This window comes from Candidatus Zixiibacteriota bacterium, assembly GCA_036480375.1.
In the GTDB taxonomy this organism is placed as follows: Bacteria; Zixibacteria; MSB-5A5; order GN15; family JAAZOE01; genus JAZGGI01.
Map to the genome: position 1 here is coordinate 24,320 of JAZGGI010000026.1, position 19,630 is coordinate 43,949.

General features: G+C 45.0%; 11 protein-coding genes and 1 pseudogene. 6 read left to right on the top strand and 6 right to left on the bottom strand.

The genetic code is table 11. From position 1 onward, the window contains the following. Positions 1-428: 428 nt before the first annotated feature. Complete coding sequence (locus V3V99_07470) at positions 429-3,089, bottom strand: dockerin type I domain-containing protein (GenBank protein MEE9442492.1); 2,661 nt, start codon at positions 3,087-3,089, stop codon at positions 429-431. A gap of 258 nt (positions 3,090-3,347) precedes the next feature. Here V3V99_07470 and V3V99_07475 point away from each other — a divergent pair, with 258 nt between their 5' ends. Together V3V99_07475 and V3V99_07480 are read left to right on the top strand one after the other, a co-directional pair. Further along, complete coding sequence (locus tag V3V99_07475; protein MEE9442493.1) at positions 3,348-3,902, top strand: RNA polymerase sigma factor; 555 nt, start codon at positions 3,348-3,350, stop codon at positions 3,900-3,902. After that, positions 3,899-6,202 (top strand): tetratricopeptide repeat protein, encoded by a 2,304-nt coding sequence (locus V3V99_07480; protein ID MEE9442494.1) that lies wholly within the window; start codon positions 3,899-3,901, stop codon positions 6,200-6,202. Before V3V99_07475 ends, V3V99_07480 begins: the two co-directional genes overlap by 4 nt. Before the next feature lie 582 nt (positions 6,203-6,784). Here V3V99_07480 and V3V99_07485 read toward each other — a convergent pair. Both V3V99_07485 and V3V99_07490 read right to left on the bottom strand, forming a co-directional pair. Then, a pseudogene (locus V3V99_07485) lies at positions 6,785-6,922 on the bottom strand (IS3 family transposase). 417 nt (positions 6,923-7,339) lie between these two features. Beyond that, positions 7,340-8,554, bottom strand: coding sequence for an NAD/NADP octopine/nopaline dehydrogenase family protein (locus V3V99_07490; protein ID MEE9442495.1), 1,215 nt, complete (start codon positions 8,552-8,554; stop codon positions 7,340-7,342). An 835-nt stretch (positions 8,555-9,389) separates the two neighbouring features. Here V3V99_07490 and V3V99_07495 point away from each other — a divergent pair. Beyond that, entirely contained in the window at positions 9,390-9,923 is a 534-nt protein-coding gene (locus V3V99_07495) for a hypothetical protein (GenBank protein ID MEE9442496.1), read from the top strand. Positions 9,924-9,964: 41 nt separating this feature from the next. Here V3V99_07495 and V3V99_07500 read toward each other — a convergent pair whose 3' ends face one another. The 3 genes from V3V99_07500 to V3V99_07510 form a co-directional block, all read right to left on the bottom strand. Next, positions 9,965-13,555: a dockerin type I repeat-containing protein gene (locus tag V3V99_07500; protein MEE9442497.1), complete on the bottom strand. Its 3,591-nt coding sequence runs from the start codon at positions 13,553-13,555 to the stop codon at positions 9,965-9,967. 210 nt (positions 13,556-13,765) lie between these two features. Further along, positions 13,766-15,094, bottom strand: a complete 1,329-nt coding sequence (locus tag V3V99_07505) for an Ig-like domain-containing protein (GenBank protein ID MEE9442498.1) — start codon at positions 15,092-15,094, stop codon at positions 13,766-13,768. 23 nt (positions 15,095-15,117) lie between these two features. Further along, positions 15,118-15,774 (bottom strand): hypothetical protein, encoded by a 657-nt coding sequence (locus V3V99_07510; GenBank protein ID MEE9442499.1) that lies wholly within the window; start codon positions 15,772-15,774, stop codon positions 15,118-15,120. A gap of 213 nt (positions 15,775-15,987) precedes the next feature. On the opposite strand from V3V99_07510, the gene lysS reads away from it, so the two are divergent. From lysS to V3V99_07525, 3 genes are all read left to right on the top strand, one after another. Then, entirely contained in the window at positions 15,988-17,508 is a 1,521-nt protein-coding gene (gene lysS, locus V3V99_07515) for a lysine--tRNA ligase (protein ID MEE9442500.1), read from the top strand. A gap of 89 nt (positions 17,509-17,597) precedes the next feature. Further along, positions 17,598-18,818, top strand: a complete 1,221-nt coding sequence (locus V3V99_07520) for an FtsX-like permease family protein (protein ID MEE9442501.1) — start codon at positions 17,598-17,600, stop codon at positions 18,816-18,818. 97 nt (positions 18,819-18,915) lie between these two features. Beyond that, a complete protein-coding gene (locus tag V3V99_07525) occupies positions 18,916-19,629 on the top strand; it encodes an ABC transporter ATP-binding protein (protein MEE9442502.1) in 714 nt (237 codons plus the stop codon). The last annotated feature ends 1 nt before the right edge of the window (position 19,630 follow it).

Sequence of the window (19,630 nt, forward strand, 5' to 3'; positions counted from 1 at the left end):
GGATGAATTCCGAAAACACGTTAGATTGGTTGAATAATTGTAAATGCTCTTTGTGGGACCCTACCCGAAAAAATGCGCTTCGCTTATTTTTCGGTTGGGCCACCGGTCTAAAAGAAATCCGGAACGGAGATATCATTCTTTGCCTCTCTTCGGCTGACCTATAAAAATGAATGAAATACCCCGGTTTTTCAACAAGCCCTAAAGGCGTTGGGCACCCGGCATTAATGGAGAGCCATTTAGGTATTTTTATTTGTTTTTATTTGGTTTTGTGTAGTTTTGTATGTTTTGGCCATGCATAGTCCCAAGTTGGTCACAAAATAAAAAAAGGATCTCAAATGAGGTACTTTGATTCTTCCCATGAAGTAATCTCAATTGTCTGGCATATTAACATTTACCGACCATAATTGTCCCCAATAAATCAAAATTCCCTACTCACACCCCGCACACGGCCCCGGGCCGCCTTTGAAGACGTGGTTTATCATGTACACAGCATCGCCGACATTGCATTGACCATCGCAGTTGGAATCGCATGCATCAATCGGGTCTGGTACGGGGCCGCTTTTGAAAATGTGGTTGATGATGAAGACGGCGTCCCCGACATTTGTTTCGGTGTCTCCATTGGCGTCGCCGCAGAAATAGGGCGCAAGAATATAAAAGGTTGCCACCTGGCTCCAACCACCGTACTCGAATCCATCATACGCCAGGGCGCGCCAGAAATAGTCGTTCTCATTCGGTATAGTATCGGGTAGTTCCCAGGTCGTCATTCCGTCGTCGCCCTCCGGAATACCTGAAGCCTGTACTATCAATTCAGTTAGCAGTTCGTCGTCGTAGACTTCATATGAATATGTCAGGCTATCGCCTTCGTTATCCTGAGAATTGGCGTGTGACAGGGTAGGCGGATTGTCCTCCAGTTCCTGCATATTATCCGGATCGAGGTTGGTCGGCGATGCAGGTATCGAATTCATCCTGAACTCACTATAGTACCAGTATGACCAAGTTATCCCATTCGATACTCTCACCCGGTAATAATATGTTGAGCCGTCGCTCAGCGCGGTGCCCGCATAGACTAAACTCGTTTCCGATCCTGATATCGGACCGGAATCCCACATTTCCGGCATTGACCAGTCATCATCATTGCTGACCTGGACATGATATTCCTGCTGAACGAATTCTGCATCGGAATGACTCCACGATAATTCCGGGGTGTGCTCTGTCATATGTATGGGATCACCCGGCGCGACAGCCAATGATATCGTACTCTGTGGCCGCTGATACGCGAAGAAATCGAGAATTTTGTCCATAATAATACCCCGCCCCGTCCAACGACTGTCACCGTTGATTATAGCTTCGAAACCAAATCCGAAAAAAATCACCTTATACGTCCCAAGGTACGATACGGCGCCCGGATTGTCTGCCACAAGATACCGATACTCGTCTACGCCACCATTGATCGCTGCCAGATGATCTGGAGCAACCTGGTTGGCTGCGCCGCCGGAACCCTGGATATAGATGGAGTCGGAAATATCAAAAACCTGACCTCCTGCAGATGCCAGGATCGGAACAAAGCTTGTTGCGACATAACCGGCGTGTAGGTAATCATGCAAAAAAGACTGATCATCCGTGTCAAGCTGCGCGGCAATCCCCTGCCCCGTGAGGAAAAGCTGCCCGCCGGCATCGAGAAAGCCCTTCATCGCGCTGACTTCATCGTTATCCAGAGGACTGGTTTGGTAATCACCGACGAACCAGATCACAATGTCATAACCGTTCAGATCCTCTGATGAGGGAGAAGGTGGCGATGACCATATATCATAGGGTATATGGGCTGCCTGAAGACAGGAAATATAGTACCCATCGACACCGCTTCCGCCGTCATCATTTACCAATAATATCGAGGCAGCTCCGATATTTTTTGCGCCCGCCAAGGTATTAGTTACCGTGCCGGTGTCGCACTGCCAGATAGTTTCGAAATATAATGAATCGAAACGGGGGATATAATCATTGGGAATTTCAATTATAAAGGGATCGCCTTCATTATCCACTGTATGCCCCTCCAGAACATCACCGATAACTGTCGAGCCATCGATAATCCGCAAGGCGGCATCATTAGAGAACAGGTTTACTGAAAGATCGACTATTGTATCAACACCCCGATTTGATATTTGGCAAACCAATTCGACCGTTTCGCCGCCTTCCGGAATGCCATCACCGTCTCCATAGAGATCATCGGAAAATGTGTATCCGTTGAGATGCGTGTAGCCATAAATCGGCAGATAAATGACATCATGGTCCCAGTAGATAACAGCAGCCAAAATATTGTTGTGACTGGTGAAATAAATGTCAGTATGACCGTCGAGCCCAGATATTATAAGTTGCGGTCGTTGACTGAAAGTGCTGTCGAATCGATAGATCGAATTATTATTATTCGATCCTGGACTGTTACTCGCCATCGTAGAGATATAGTAATTGCCCATATGATCCCTGGCTATACCATCAAGAGGGGGAAGGGAGGGACTAATAAGAGCTGAAACCGTGGTGTCAGACAGATTAAGAGCCTGAATCGGAAAATTATTGGTCATTGAGGCCATTATCAAACGATTTCTGAATGGGTCAAAATGAATCCCCAGAGGCGAATTGACTCCTTTGCCTGCATTGGCAAAGACTGAATAGGAATTATCACTGAGATCGACGCGATAGATTCTGCTGTTCCTCCAGTCTGTTGCGTAGACGTAGCCCGAAGTGTCTGCAGCCAAACCGTGGCATCCCCCGGCACCTGCGAAATTCACGCTCATGAGAGTTGCTCCTGTTGCCAGATCAAGGCCAATCACACCATTGTTGTTCACGGCTACGTAGACAACATCTCCGTCGATAATTATACTGGCGCAATTGCCCAACCCCGTTTTAAAATAGCTTTGCTCGCCGGCGCTGTTTATTTCGACTACTGTTCCCGATCGCCAATTGGAGACCAGATAACGATTATTCATGGAATCAAAAACGATACCTTCAGGTTCGTTAAGAAGACCAACCGAAAGGGTGGGGTTGGCGTAAAAAATTGCCATCAACACGATAATTGCCCGGTAAAATGGTAACATATCTCCTCCTGTATGTTTATCTATTTAGCATAACACTCTTATGCCATCCATGGAAATGGTGTATAAATGCTCAATTTTTTACATTGTCTGGTCGTGAAAATACATCTTATGGGGTTTTCCGGGTTACTTTCAATAGTTCTACAGGAGAAGGTTTGGGGCGGCAAGTTGTCAAACCTGTCAGGAAAAGGAAATTGGCACAAAATATTGTGACAACGCTTTAAAATTCATATATTTACACATTATCAAAAAGGCTGTACGGTGACCGAACCAGACATTAATTATCTATATAACCAGGTGCGCAGGGGCGATGCGACCAAAGAAAAGCATCTTTTTCAATTGCTTTCTGATAAATTTCTATATTTCGCACTCCATAGAATATGGGATAAAGCGGATGCTGAGGAGATCGTTCAGAATGCCTTGATGACTATTCATAAGGAATACATAAAGATTGACTTCAAGGTGAGTTTTGCCGCTTGGGCTTATAAAGTGTTGAATAATAAGATATTGGATTATATCCAGACCAAGAGACGTCGGGGATCATTAATGAGGGACGCTATAAGGGATAATCGTCTTCCACGACCTGCTCCGCTGGTGGAAAATCCGGAATTGAAACGTCGATTGCTGTTTTGTCTGGAGAAAATCGGTCGAAGAAATATCCGTTATGCCCGGATATTAAATCTGCATTATCAGGGATTTTCTACGACTGAGATCTGCGAAAAGATTAAATTGACTAAGAGAGTTTTCTATACAAGCCTTTTTCGGGCGAGAACATTGTTAGTATCCTGCCTGAAAAACGAGGACACGGATCAATGAGTGAATGTACTGACAAACGATTTGAACAGATGCTTCACGCCTATGAACTGGGCCTGTTGAATGACAATCAAAGGCAGGAATTCGAAATCCACCTTCTTGGTTGTAGCCATTGCTGGACGCTGGCCCGGCAGTTGAAAGACGCCGCGCCCATAATTAACCGGGACACCGATATTCAAATCCTGATGGACCGCATAGTGGATGAGTCACCGGAGGAGGCCGCGGTTGCGGCCGAAAAGCAATTCAGAGGTTTTCTCGCCAGAAGATTACGCCCGATTCTTATCCCTGCCGTCATGATTGCGATTATAGTCATGGTCCTTATTCTGAAGCCGTGGCAGATCCAAATTAGTCCGACACAGGAGGCCGTCGCCGAAGAATTCCGCATCGCCATCATCTATTTTGACAATCTTGCTAACCCCGACGATCCCCTGAAATGGGGGGAAATAATCACCAACCTCCTCATTACCGATCTCGCCGAATCACAATACCTGCAGGTTATATCCAGTCAACGTCTATACGATTTGATGCGCCAGTCAGGGCATGAAAAAATCAACGCCCTTAACCGGGATATCGCCACCGAGATTGCCAGTAAAGGTCGAGCGAAATGGATGATCATGGGACATATCCTGCAGGAAGAACCATACATGGAAATCACCTCTCAGCTGGTCGAAGTCGCTTCCGGTCATGTTGTTGCCGCTCAGCACATTACTGGCGGCCCGGATGATGATCCCTTTTCGCTGGTAGATAGGCTCACGGCTGAATTGAAACAGGACCTGACCCTACCTCTTGAGGCAGCTCAGGAACTCGACCGTCCAGTCGCCGAAGTGACGACGAATTCGGCTGAAGCGTATCGCCATTATCTCACCGGCGTTGACTCCTATTATAAGCTTTACCGGGGCGAAGCAATTGAAAGCTTCGAGAAGGCCCTGACATATGACTCGACCTTTGCCATGGCATATTATTACCTGGCCTTGCTCAAGGATGGTCGATTAACCGAGAAAGCAGTCAAATACAGTAACCGGGCAGGCAAAAAGGAACAACATTATATTCGTAGTCTGGAGGCTGTCTACCGAAGGGATATGTCCCGTGCCATTGAGGAATTGGAGGCTTTGGTGACGCGATATCCAGATGAGAAAAAGGCCTATTATGATATTGGCCGGTTTAAATATACCATCGGCGACTTTGACGAGAGTTTTGCGAATCTTGAAAAAGCTATTGATATTGATCCCTATTACAAACCGGCCTATAATCAGCTGGCCTATGCCTATGATAATGTCGGTAATTTCGAAAAGGCATTATGGGCCATAAATAAATATATCGAACTGGCTCCAGATGAAGCCAATCCCTATGATACACGAGGAGATATTTATTCCAAGAACGGAAGACTTGATGCAGCGATCGAGTCTTTTCAAATGGCCTTACAGATAAAACCGGATTTTGTCACTTCCCTGGAATCCCTCGGCCGCATGTACATCTTCAAGCGTGAATATGCCAAGGCCAAAAGTTGTATCATGGCATTTGGCAAAACTGAAAATGAACGATACAAATCGAGTGCCGGGCGATACCTGGTGGAAATTTTTGTCTACAGCGGGCAATTCCGGAAGGCATTGGAAATTCTCGATAGCTGCATCGCCGCCGAGACATTAGAAATAACCGCGGGAGCGAATACACGCAAGCCGGAATACAAGCTCTTGCAGAAGGCCCAGGTGTTGGAGGAACTGAAAGATTTCCAGGGCGCCGCCGAAACCTATGAGGAGTATCTTGCCTGCCCGCCGACCGGTTTTGGTAATACCGCCGCAGGATATCATGCCTTTTATATCCAGTTCCTGATTGGAATCGGCGAGATGAAAAAAGCTGAGGAGTTGGCCGATACTTTGAAGCAAATGCTTGAAGAATCCAACGAACCCCTGAATTCATACTGGTTCGTCCTGGGATTGATTAATCGGGCCAAGGGTAAGCCAGAGCAAGCGGTCACATATTTTGAAAAAGTGACGCCAGACATTACAGATTTTTATTCTCGTTTCTGGAAAGCGCGCGCCTACCTTGAGGCAGAACAGCTGGAGGAAGCTGTCGCCGAGTTTGAAAAACTGCTGTCCGTTTACAGTTCGCACCGGGTGTTCTTCGGGGTGTGGGGCGTCAGGACACACTATTACCTCGGACTGGCATATGAGCGATCCAAATGGTTCGGAAAGGCTGTTGAGCAGTACCAAGCCTTTCTCGATTATTGGCAAAACGCCGATACACCAATAGACGAGGTGGAGGATGCCAAGATACGGTTGCAGCGTTTAAGTATTAAGTCCTAGTGATTCCGATTGTACACCGTTAGACAATTTGGACAGGTGTAGTTGAAATTTAAGATATAGTTTGTCTAATAGCAATTACTTTTTTGTAGTCTCGTTTTCTCAGTTTGCTGGAATAGTTATGGAATCTTAAGAATCTTAAAAAACCCAATATATCGGGAAATATATATATGCCCGCCACCGACCAAGATTGTTATCGGACAATGGTCCGTGTTATATCTCCGGTGAGCTAAAGAGCTATCTGGCCGATAATGACAATTACTACCCTCTCAGAATACAGGTATCAACATAAGTCCCCCTGCCGCAGGTTGGCGACTGATACTTTGGTTGAATTAAAATTGATTTTGTAATCGAGTTAACCGCTTTCCGGCATCATCGATGGTTTTTAAGTCCGCATCAGCATCTTGCCAAGACTTAAGAAATTTCGAATACTCCCTAATAGCTGATTCATTCTGGTTGTCATTTTCGTAGGCAATTCCAAGATAATAGTGCAATTTGACGCTCAAATGACTATTTAGAAATCTGCGATATGAAAAATCTTTCTTGATGCCTTCAAATCCATTAATTGCCGCCTTATAATTTCCGGATTTCAAATATGCTGACTTCGCCCTTAAGTCCTTCCAGCACAATGCGAATCTTCTCCTCGGTGGAATACTTGCGCCTCGTCTTACGACGAATCTCCCGGACTACCGATTCAGGACTCTGGCTTCTGTTGCCACTCATAACTAACTCCTCTCTGATATGCCAAATCTACAAAACCACGTCTTAAATTCAAGCCATTCCTGTCCACTTTAGGCTGAAACGACACAGTAAAATCAAATGCGTACGAATGGCCGAAATAGCAGATATTGAGCGGGTTTGAGTTAGTTATTAAGCCGCATTATCAATTACCCAGTTGATGAACTCGTCTCGTAGCCCCCGCTATTTTCTTATGTGATTACTTAACAACAAGTTACGATAATGCGTATTGTCACAATAGACAGAACTTCTTCGGTACAGAATTAGGCTTTTCACCGAATTTAGTTTCAATTCATTCGACTAAGCAGGATGGGGGGTTCGATTCCCCCCGGCTATTGTACCACTTTCTAAGTCAGTTTTTTCACAGCGTTTGTCAAGTTCGCTGGGGATTGAAAACAGAAATTAGTCCAGTATGGCATCGATGCTGTTGAGTCCATACACCGGAGGAATGCCGGACATGAATTCCGAGGTCAGGCTTTCGCTGTTCAATAACAATCTATTCCCCTCGATGATTTTCTCATTGCGCAATTGCTGGGCCCAGTCGATGATGCTATCAATGGTGGGAACGTCCAGAGCTAGTTGGTCGGCAATCCATTTTGCGATGCACAGGCCATAATGAATGTCGTCTGTAAAGAAGCGGTGGTCCTTGTCAATGATCCATTCGCCGCTTTCTAATTGAATGGTGGGTGGTTTGATGGCTCCCAACGTCAGCGAAGTCGTGAATGACTCGCGAATGTCGGTGTTTTCCGACTGGTATGAGAGTCGCTCAAGACCCAAATAATCAAGCATGTATTGGAAATCCTGCTGAGGATATTTTGCCTTGATGGTATCTCGAATCTTAGAGAAATCCGCGTCTAATTCCTGTAGAAGGTCGGCGGATTTTTGGTCATAGTCGCGGTAAAAATAGGGGATATCTTCTTTGTTCGCCCATTTTCCATCGTATTTGAGAAACAAACCGTAGCAACGCGAAGGATGGATGATTTGGTTGTCGACAGACAGAGTCAGTGACAAAAAATTGGCGGCCTGTCGGAAAGGTCCTTTTTTCAGCCACCGCTCGCAAATATTCTTCAACAAAAGGTCATTGAGTTCAGAGAAACGATTCGGCGGTGACACCGCCACGACATTGAGCTCCTTACAACCATAGGTCACTCCCACCTTACCATACTCAATGACCCGGCAAATCCACGGAATCAAACCGATGGCAAAGGTGGTGATATTGTTCAAATCGAATTTCTTCTTGATCTCATCGACCATCCAGTTAAATCCTGCTTGACCATAGATGGTCCCGACAAACACCTCTTTATCTTTCGCAAGATGCGGCGCCAGGCCGTGAAGAGCGAAGCGATATTTGCATACAGGCATGCACAAAATCACAAAACTTGCCTGTGGAATGACTTCAGCCGGATTGTCACTGATTTTCGTCAGGGAACCACTAAACTCCTCCTGGAGTTCCCCATGAATCGAGTGCAACTGAACATCGACCTTCCGGGACCATTCCTTCGGCTTTCGTGTGAGAATGTTGACGTCAAAACCCGCACCGGAAAGAAAAGGAATCAAAACATGCGTACTACTACCACCACCGACAATCGTCACATCTTGTCTTTCTTGTTCAACCATGTTGTCACCTTATCTGTTTGCAATTTTCAAAATGACAGGACTCTCCTCAACATTATCCGCTACGAGTAATCGCTTTCTTCATTCGTACAACTCACCCAGACACATTATAATATATTAAAACACAACAGTAATATGAACATTAAATTAGCCAGGGTGCCCCAAGTCTTCAGACTTGGGAAAGGATAACTTCTACAAATCATCTATCGGCACGATCTGCAGCCCATCCGAAAAATAAGCGAAGCGCATTTTTTTGGATGGGGTCCCACAAAGAGCATTTACAAATATCCAACCAATCTGATGTATTTTCAGAATTCATCCGCATTAGTAAGATGGAATATATTGCATATACACAATTGCCCGCAGGGGCTCATCGCGACGATCCCGCATTGTAGGCCAATATTTCCGTGAAAGGCGGAAACACCGAGCGACAGCTGAAAACAGGCTTTCGCCTGTTGATATGACCCAAAACGTTAATCTGAGGAAACAAACCCATTTTTCTCATCAGATGTGGACATTTACCGCATACAGTAAGGAGAATGAAGGGAATACCGTATCAGCCCAAATAATGCAGAGACATCCCTGGGGTTGTCACTACAAAATAAATGACATTTAGGAGCGATGTGGATATCGGCCTGTAACTATTCATTTCATGGTTATTTCGTACCCAGCATAACATATCGCTCGCATAACCGCAACACCCCACAACTTTTTGCCTGGCATGCACTTGAAGGCATGACTGTGGGCCTCAAACATCCGGCATAATAATTGCTAATTCCCAATTAGACAGAAAATTGGATAGTAGCTAACTATCCCGAACAAGAATGTGAGGCAAAAGATGTTATCAAAAAAAACACGTAGATTAATCCTTATGGCTATTATAACGATTTGCGTAACGGTAAATCCTTTACGTGCCAGAAGCCTGGATTTTGGATTTGGAGTTGGGACCAGTACAGTCGGAATTGGGATTAATTTGAACGCGACCTATCAGATTAAGACATTATCCTATTCTTTCCGTGTCATAAGGCACGAAGAAATGCAGATCATTGGCACAACTTCGCCTTCCGAATCCGCGACCGATGTTTCGTTTTTAATTGGATTGAGATCAAGAAAAGAAGGGAATTTATCGTCTTCGCTTGAGCTGGGAGTGGGCTGGCTCAATATGGTCACTCGAGGAGATCTCATCAGCCGTGGGTTTTTTCATACGAGCCATGAAAAGATTCATGTAAAGACATTTGGTATGGCGTTTCAAACTCAACTTTATTATAAACATGTCGGGTTAAATATTTTCGCCAATTTCTCCAATTTAGCCAAACTAAGCCAGGATAAACCCTTCGGCGGCGTGGCGTTGTGCGTCAGATTCGGGGGGTGATAATTCATATCTATTCGATAGAATACTTTTATGCTCTAAGATTACGGGCAGTTGGCGCAGGGTTCCGGGCCGTTATTCTGCAAATATTGAATAAGATATAAGGCGTCTCCCACATTAACCGATCCATCACAATTAGCATCGGCTGCTTCCATTGGATCTGGGGGCGGGCCGCTATTGAATATGAAGTCAATTATATATTGCGGGTCATCACCGTCAACAACACCATCACCGTTGGCATCGCCGCAAATAAAAGTAAGCTCTTCGATTGTTACTAATCCATCAATCAAAGTCGGGAATATAGATGCACCCGTGGTATCGCCCAATTCGTTTTTATCATAGGCGTCTTCGGCAAACGCTATGTTGGTTTCTCCCAAAGGAGCATCGTTTTTCACATCAAGAAATAAACGAATAATCGGTTCCGAATCAGATGAGATTTTGGCGTTCAGGTCCATATCCGGTAAAAATCTGATTAATATTTCACCTGGTTCGCGGCGCTGAGTTTCTACCACGCCGCCGCTTGAAATATAATTCTGGCAACGATTCAGTAGTTCGTATGCCAGAGTAATGGTATCACTTTGAGGATCCAAAAATACCGGATTAAATATGGCGGTATCATATATTAATCGAGCCTGCAAACCGCTCACTGTTTCCAAATTAGAAAATTCAATATTTAGCGGGATATTTTCAGCTCCAGTTGTTGCCGTAAAAGGTGAAATTCTTATCGTATCGTTAATTGATATACTCTCCGGGCCAATGATTTCAGAATATATTGTTGATTCCCGGAAACCCTGTTCATAGCAGGGGTCGCAATTCCGATAACTCTCTTCATCTATAATCAGTCTTATCAAATATACAAAGTCGGCAACAGTCAAAGCGGCATTATCACAATTAACATTTGAATTTATTATGCTTTCCTGTTCATGCCCCTGAAATGCGGAAGTTCCCCACCTAAAATAATTAACGAACATGACTGCGTCAGACACTTCGCAATTCAATCCATTAAAATTAATATCGCCGGTATATTCGTTTCCGGTTGAATTAAGGCCATGTTCAAACCATATATCGCTCATCTCGAAAAAAAGGCCATTGCTGTAAACATCACAAAACCATACATGCCAAAACTCCTCTATTGTTTCCGGCCTGAGCAAATCATGCGTCTTGTGAAGAACCACATCCATAATTTCATTCATGCTGATATTCAGGTTATCTTTTACATTATCAGGATGGTGTGGTCTGTCAAGAATTCCCCAATCGATTTCACCGCTGTAATCATCGACATTGTCGTCATAAATATCCCACAGTATTCCGGCGACAGATGCTTCGCAGCTATCACCCATAGCATTTGCTGAACCCTCCGTTAGATTATGCGTGACACCTTGCCGTCCCCATTCTCCATTTTCTGAATTAACCCATAACGTATCCTTGAAATTATTGTAGCTGTCATACCATACTTCGCGGTTTTCACTAAACGAAGCCCAAAAATGGGCGAAACCTTCAAGCGATGCCAGGCCAGGAGGAACTATGAAGTTCCAATAATGTGATTGACTAATATTTAGGTCAAAAAATCGGTCAAGCAGTTCATATTTGTGAGCCAATTCATGATATATAACGCCGGCGTCATAAGAGTCCGGGTAGGCTAAAGCGGGATCATTAGCAGTAGATATTCTAAGTGACTGAGCACTTGCACCCGTTTCAACGCTGTCATTTAGGATAGCGGTATGTTTTCCGGGGTACAGACCGGTAACGGAATTCCAAAGCTTGAAATTATTACGGGCGATATCGGCCACGTAGAAATAATCACTTTTCGAGGTATCTATGCCAATATTGTATAAATTTAAGATACCACATCCCACATTTTCATTTACGTCAGAATCGTAATAATAAGTTATTTGTCCCGCCAGATCGCTTTTGACCTCAATTGTATCATTATCAGCGAATATCCGAACGGCAATATCCAATTCGGTTCCGTCATTATCGGCATACATGTTAAGTACCGGATCGAATTGAAAATATCCCAAATTATTGGTAAATGTCAGCCCATCATCGACCCTGATTCGGGGCGTGTTGGTCGATAAGTCATAATCCCATAGTTCAACGCGAAAGTACGATAAACTATGATACTGTAAATATGGTTGTCCCAATTCCCAATAATTTATCCGGCCGCTGACAGTTACTGTGGGACTGTCTTCACCCCAGACCCAGACGTTGTCGAGAAAAACCCCATTCTCGGAAGTGACAATATTATGAGAAACGAATTTGAAACAAAAATCCAGCGAATCCTCACCCTGGGGATTATCAATTTGAAAAGTGTAGATCTTCCATCCATAATCATTATCAGGGAAACGCCATGAGTCACCAAAATGTACAGCCGCGCTTGTCCATTCCTCTCCCAATTTATACCAGAAGAAACAATTGTCGTATTCATAAGGAAGATTTGATGCCAGTTCATGATTAATGCAATATGAAATGTAAACGCGCAATTGTTCGCCGACATAAATTTGTTCGGCGAGCAAAAGCGGCGATTCAATATTGTGCGTGTATTGACTGCATTGATTGTATCCGGCGGCCCAGGCATATCTATATCCACCGTCGCAGGGATTTTCATTGGGGCACTCTTCAATTTTCCATATATGTATGCCGTTTAATGGATTTAAATCATCCGTAATCCATGAATTTCCCAATGATGAACGTTCAAAATTATCATAAAGCAGATCGCCGCCCGATGACGATTCCTGATTTTCAGGCGGTTCTTCGTCAGGATCGGAGTATGGCAGTATTTTGATTCCGTTTTCAAGAAGAGTATCCAGTTGTTCGGGAGTCAGAAAAACTTTATAGTGATGTTCTTTGGTAGTTGAGATAAGAGAATCAACCTTGCCTTTAGCAAAATCGTAATCTTTGGTAGCGGACAAGTCGAGAATGAATACATCTTTCCGCATCCACTCCCAGTATTCTATCATTCGTTCATCGTCTTTGGCATCTTTTGGATCGGCAAAAGTAGGTGCAAGGCGAAATTTATATTCACCTTTCCTGCGAATATATGTTTTGTTGCCAACTACCAGCGTTTGAGCGGAATATTCGGTCAAAGGCGTCTTTTCCATCTCTTTCATTTTTCGGTATTGTTGCTCTTCCTTCGTAATTATTCTTGGCTTTCGTTTAGTAGGGTCAGAACCTCTATTTTTCTTAGGATTGCCGTGAAAAAAACCTTTGCTTTCTGTCGTTACCCAAAAATAGTTTATAAGCATGCCAATACTATCTCTTGACCGAATCGTAATTTCAAATCCTGATGTGTCATTTTCAGGAATATTGAACTTCAGTTCGAAGACTGCAGGATTTTCTTTGCTGGCTATGCCGGTCATGATCATCGGACCCTTGTATTGCAGATTGTCGATAGTGTCGATATTGAAAGTAATCTCACATTCCTTACATTTCCATAAGGCGGGACTTCCCTCAAAATTAGGCGTGACAAATGAGGTGAGAATTACTTCTCCGCTGGACAGCGAATCAGGTGAAATCGTATATTCTATATTGAATAGGTGTATTATTGAAGGTTTAGTTGCATTAGCCCCGGTTTTCATAATGACAACTGCCAGAGCAATTATCATCACGATAACGAAATATCTCGATATTTTCATAAAATTACCTCCCGAGTGATTGGGTTGACTATACCTTATACCAAATATCGCTCTGTCCGGATTAATATCTAATCCCCTGAACGAGCATAAACATAATTAAGAATAATTATATTATTGTGTCAATACATTTTTTTGCGGATGGAGCCCCTCGAAAAAGCGCTTCACCTATTTTTCGGAGGTCGTCGCCGAATCAAGACCTGGCGCAACGTTTTACAATGCTGCTGCCGCCTCGGTCGTGAAAGTCCAGACCGTATCGGATGGAATTGGTTGATTGGTGATGTCGCGTACGCCCATCGTTAAAATGACTTTATAGGTATGATTTGGCAAAAACGGCTGCGCCGGAACAAACGTCGCGGTTTTATTACTATACGTCCTGATACCTGATACAAGATTTTCATCCTCATCCAAAACCGCAAAGGAACTGCTGTTGATTGTCGATAAATCCATGTCGTTGGTAAACGTCACCCACACGGTCGTATCGATCGGGACTCCTATCGTTCCCGGTTGGGGATAAACCGAAACAATCTCAGGGCCGCCGCCGGTGGTGAATGACCAGCTATAATTGAGGTACAGAGTGTTGCCTGATTTATCAGCCACCTGGCCGCTGAAAGTTACCGTATATTCCTGATTATTCAATAGATATTGATTGGGCGAAAAGATAACGATGCTATCTTCCGTGCGGATAACTCCTTCGATTCCAAAACTGACAAATACCTGAAGATTTACCGACTCGGGATCGATTTCTTCGTTAAATATCAATGAAAGCGGTATATTGGCCGGAACATTTATTTCACCCTCAGCCGGAGAAACTCTAACCAACGCAGGCGGTATCGAATCGGAAAAGATCGTCGAAAAACTCCAGATATAATCGCTCCCCAATGACATTCCCGTATTGTCCGTGATATCGGAAGTGAGCGTCACCGTGTAGGTCGTATCGGCCGGCAAATTGGCACTCGGAGTAAACCGGGCGATTCGATTTGAATACGTCACCGTTCCCGTGACGTTATTATCCAGGTAAAAAGTGCTGTTATTAATCGTAGCGAGATTCAATTCGCTGGCAAAAGTAACCGTAATGACGGCGTCCAAAGGTATCTGAGTTTGTCCGTTGACGGGATAGGTCGATTCGAGAAATGAAATTCCCAATCCGGTCGTAAACGACCATTCGTAATCGGTGTCCATGACGTTGCCGATCGAATCGGCGATCCCGGCCTCAATTGTGACGGTGTACTCGGTGTTATATTCTAGATCATTGTAGGGGTAGATAGTCGCCTGAGTTTTATTTCGTGAAAACGCATAACCGGCATCGCCGCTCAAATCGAATCGATCACCAATAAGCGTTGCCGTATCCATGACGCGCAGAAAAGTAATGATAATGGGATAATTGACCGCGACTGATGTGGCTCCATCGGCCGGGGAAACCGAATCAATAAAGTAAATTGGTTCTTCGGGAATCGTTCCCAAATCCACGTTTTCTTCAGTACAGCCAAACCATAAAACAAGCGCCAATAACGCTGAACATATCGGAAATATTTTTCGCATAATTCTCCCCGCCGATAAAATTATCACTGGGCCGCGTAATCAATCAAGCGACCTACCATAATGGGTTTGCCGGTCGGACTGCCCAGAGTCTCCATTTTGACCAGGCCCAGGCCCGGGGCGAAATAATTGTAAGTCGTCCGCCGCATCGGTCCCATAACCTGCGAATATTTATAGCAATAAAATTTCCCAGCCGGAACTTCAATTTCAAGACCCGCCTTATCCAGCCGATTGGTAATCACGCTCGGTCCCACGGTCATTGAAAAATCTTCGCCGTCCACCCCAGGAAATTTGGCCAGCATGATTGGTTGGCCCATGGGACCCATAATCCAGAACCCATCATCACGATTGGTCGCCAAGGTCCCGCGCAGTCCCATCCCTGATATGAAATAAAAGGTCTCGCCGTCGATGACGGTATCGCGCTCAACCCGAAAAGTATCTATTTTATTTACAGTCAATTCACCCGTCAGCGTATCCATCGCAGCCAGCTCATACACCCAGCTATTTCCAACCTCCAGAGGCATCAGATCAACGCCGGCCAGAGGCGGCGCGGTTTCCTGCTCAGTATCCGTTTGCGCTTCTGTATTTGTCTTCGGGATGGTTTCTTCCTGGCGATTAGCCTGTTCTTCTCCGCCGCAGCCGATTAAAATGAAAATCATTACTACAAATAATAACCGATACATAGTGACCTTTCTCTCTATTCGATATTATTTTTCATAATATAGCCATATTTATTATTTGGTCAACCCGCATGAGTAACTTCTCAAGGCCAAAAAGCATTATTACCTGATTGCCTTACCTCCAAAAAATTGCTTATATTACTTGGCTATACTGGGTGTATATGCCCTGTATAAATTTGACGAACGGAAATTTACTCTGTTTAATAAGGAATAAGCATGTCAGATAATACCGAACAGCAAGCCCCGCAACAGCCCTTAAATAAAATAATCGCCGGGCGGATCGAAAAGGTTGAAAAAATCCGTGAAATGGGTATTAATCCCTTTCCCTATAAATTCGATTTTTCGCATACGACCATCCAGGCTCTTGAAACCTTTGATGAGTTATCCGAAAATGAGACCGAAATTAAGATGGTCGGGCGAATCATGTCCGTCAGAAAAATGGGTAAAGCCCTGTTTATGCATTTTCAGGATGAGTTCGGACGGCTTCAGGCATATATCAAAAAGAATATCGTCGGCGATGAGCAATGGGATTTGTTCCAACTGATTGATATCGGCGACATAATTGGTATGACCGGAACCCTGTTTACCACCAAGACCGGCGAAAAAACGCTGAAAATTTCCTCCTTCGAGCTCTTAACAAAATCACTCCATCCTCTCCCGGAAAAATTCCACGGCCTGACCGACAAAGAAACCCGCTATCGCCAGCGATATGTCGATTTAATTGCCAACCCGGAAGTGCGCGATACATTCAATAAACGCTCTCAGATTATCGCCGCCCTCCGTGAGTTTTTAAATGGCGAAGGATTCCTTGAAGTCGAAACGCCGATTCTGCAGCCTCTCTATGGAGGCGGAATAGCCGTTCCGTTCGTAACCCATCACCGCAAACTCGATATTGACCTGTATCTTAGAATCGCCGATGAGCTTTATCTGAAACGATTAATCGTCGGAGGATATCATAAAGTCTGGGAGTTCTGCAAAGATTTCCGCAATGAAGGCATGGATCGCAAACATAACCCGGAATTTTCCATGATCGAACTTTACTGGGCCTACGCCGACTATCACGATATGATGGACCTGCATGAAAACCTGATGCGTTTCACGGCCAGGAGAGTTTTCGGGAAAACGGAATTTGAATACGGGGAAAACAAAATCGATTTTGGGCCGCCGTTTAGACGTTTGACGATGATCGATGCCGTCAAAGAATACGGTGGTCCCGACCTGTCCGATTTCGATTTTGACCGTGCCAAAAAACTGGCCAGAGAAGCCGGGATGGATATGGACAAGCTGATCAATCACGGCAAGATTGTCGAGGCTTTCTTTGATGAACTGGCCGAACCGCATTTGATTTCGCCGACGTTCATCATGGATCACCCCCGCGATATTTCGCCGCTGGCTAAGAAACATCGCGATAATCCGAATCTGGCCGAACGATACGAATTGTTCGGATGCGGCATGGAACTGGGGAACGCATTTAGCGAGCTGAACGATCCCATAGACCAGAGAGAGCGGTTTATCCAGCAGGGCAAAGCCGCCGAAGCAGGAGACAAGGCAGCTCATCAACTGGATCATGATTTTATCACCGCCCTGATGTATGGTATGCCGCCGACGGCCGGGCTGGGAATAGGCGTGGATCGCATCGTCATGATTATGACCAACCAGCATTCGATTCAGGATGTGATACTTTTCCCCCAGATGCGGCCTAAAGTTCAACTATCAAAACCGGAATCGGATGAATAAACGGAAGAATAAAAAGGAATGCAATCGGCTGCCATAACCGCATATTCATGGAATTGATTTGAAGGCGGCATTAGCAGGGACGGAATAATTTGAGATATGAATGGTTCATCGCCCGTCGATATTTGATGACGCGCAGGAAAGGCGGATTTATCTCGCTTAACAGCGTTTTTTCTATCGGCGGAGTCGTCGTCGGAGTCGCCGCGCTCATCTTCGTCATGTCGATGATGAACGGGTTTGAGACCGAACTCCGCACCCGAATTCTGGGTGTCACTTCGCATATTTCCGTTTTCCCTCGATTTGAGGATCATATCGCCGATCCCGATTCGGCTATGGCCGAATTACTTCAGGTCGATGGCGTCATCGCCGCCGCTCCCTTTATCTATTACAAAGCCGCCATCGCGTCCGAATCCGCCGGAGACGGAATCGTTATCCGCGGCGTTGAACCCGAACTCGAAAACACCGTCACCGGATTAGGCGAAACTGTTTTTTCAGGGTACTTCGACGTCGGCCCCAATGAAGAAGGCATGGGCGGCATCATCGTCGGCAAAAACCTGGCCCAGAGTCTTGATGTCCTGCCGGGGGATATTATAAGACTATATTCTCTGCGTGTAAAAGATCTGCGCCCCGGTTCTCAGCCAAAAATTAAATTGGTTGAAGTTCGGGGAATCTATGAAATCGGCATGTATGAATACGACGCCTCGATGGCATATATTTCAATTCCCGACGCCAGGAGTTTGTTTAAAACCAATGGCGTTACCGGCATCCATTTGAAAACGACCGACATTTTCACCGCCGGGATAATTGCCGATTCAATCAACGAACAATTTGGAGGAAAGTACAGCGCCGTTGACTGGAGCCGCATGAATGAAAACCTGTTTTCGTGGATGTGGTTGGAAAAGGTCGGGATGTTTATCGCGCTATCGTTAATTATAGCCGTCGCCGCCTTTAATATCATATCCACCCTGGTCATGATTGTGATGGAAAAGCGCCATGAAATAGGTATTTTGAAAACTATGGGATCGGTTCCGGGAGCCATCAGGCGAATATTCATGAGAATCGGAGTCGTTATTGGCGTTGTCGGGTGCCTTTTAGGCTGGCTGCTCGGGTATTTATTATGCTGGATTCAGATCAGATTCGAGGTTATTACATTGCCCCCGGATATTTATTTTATTAGCAGTCTCCCGGTTGATATCAGATTACTGGACTTCCTGTTAGTTGGATTCGCGGCTATCGCTCTTTGTTTTTTAGCCACGCTCTATCCGGCGGGGCGAGCGGCCCGCTTATCGGTGGTAAAAGTATTGCGAAGATAATTATGAAAATAGCCAAAAATATTTGTCACTTAATGGTTTACAAGGTTAACATTTTGGCGAAAATGGCGAAAATATATATAAGCACGGTGTATAGGATATGAACAATAGGCAACCGGGAAGTGACCTTATTCTGCGAGCAGATCAAATTTACCGTGGATTTGATACACCGCAGGGGAGAATTGAGGTTTTACGGGGAGTTAGTCTAAATCTATCCCGAGGTGAAATGGTGTCTGTCTTAGGTGCATCAGGTGTCGGCAAAACCACACTGCTTCAAATACTCGGCGGACTTGACCGTCCCGACAGCGGTGATGTCTATTTTGGGGATTTATCATTTTCGACCATGTCGGAAAGCAAACTGGCCTCGTTTCGCAATCGCCATATCGGTTTCGTTTTTCAGTTTCACTACCTTATGGCTGAGTTTTCCGCCCTCGAAAATGTCATGATGCCAGTCCTAATTGCCGGAACGTCTCACAAGGAAGCTGTCAAACGGGCGGAACTATTACTTGAGGATGTGGGTTTAAAGGATAGAATGACGCATTTGCCAAATGAGCTATCGGGAGGCGAACAACAACGGGTTGCCGTTGCCCGGGCTTTGACGATGGGACCGGATTTGGTTCTGGCCGATGAGCCGTCGGGAAACCTTGACGTTGATACGGGGCAAAAATTACACGAATTATTGCTGAACCTGAACAGAACCAAAAAGACTTCGTTTATAATCGCCACCCATAATCAGCATTTGGCCGCGATCACCGACCGCATGGTCAAGGTGGAAAATGGAATGAATCAGGCGGAAAGACCGCCTGTTAATTGAA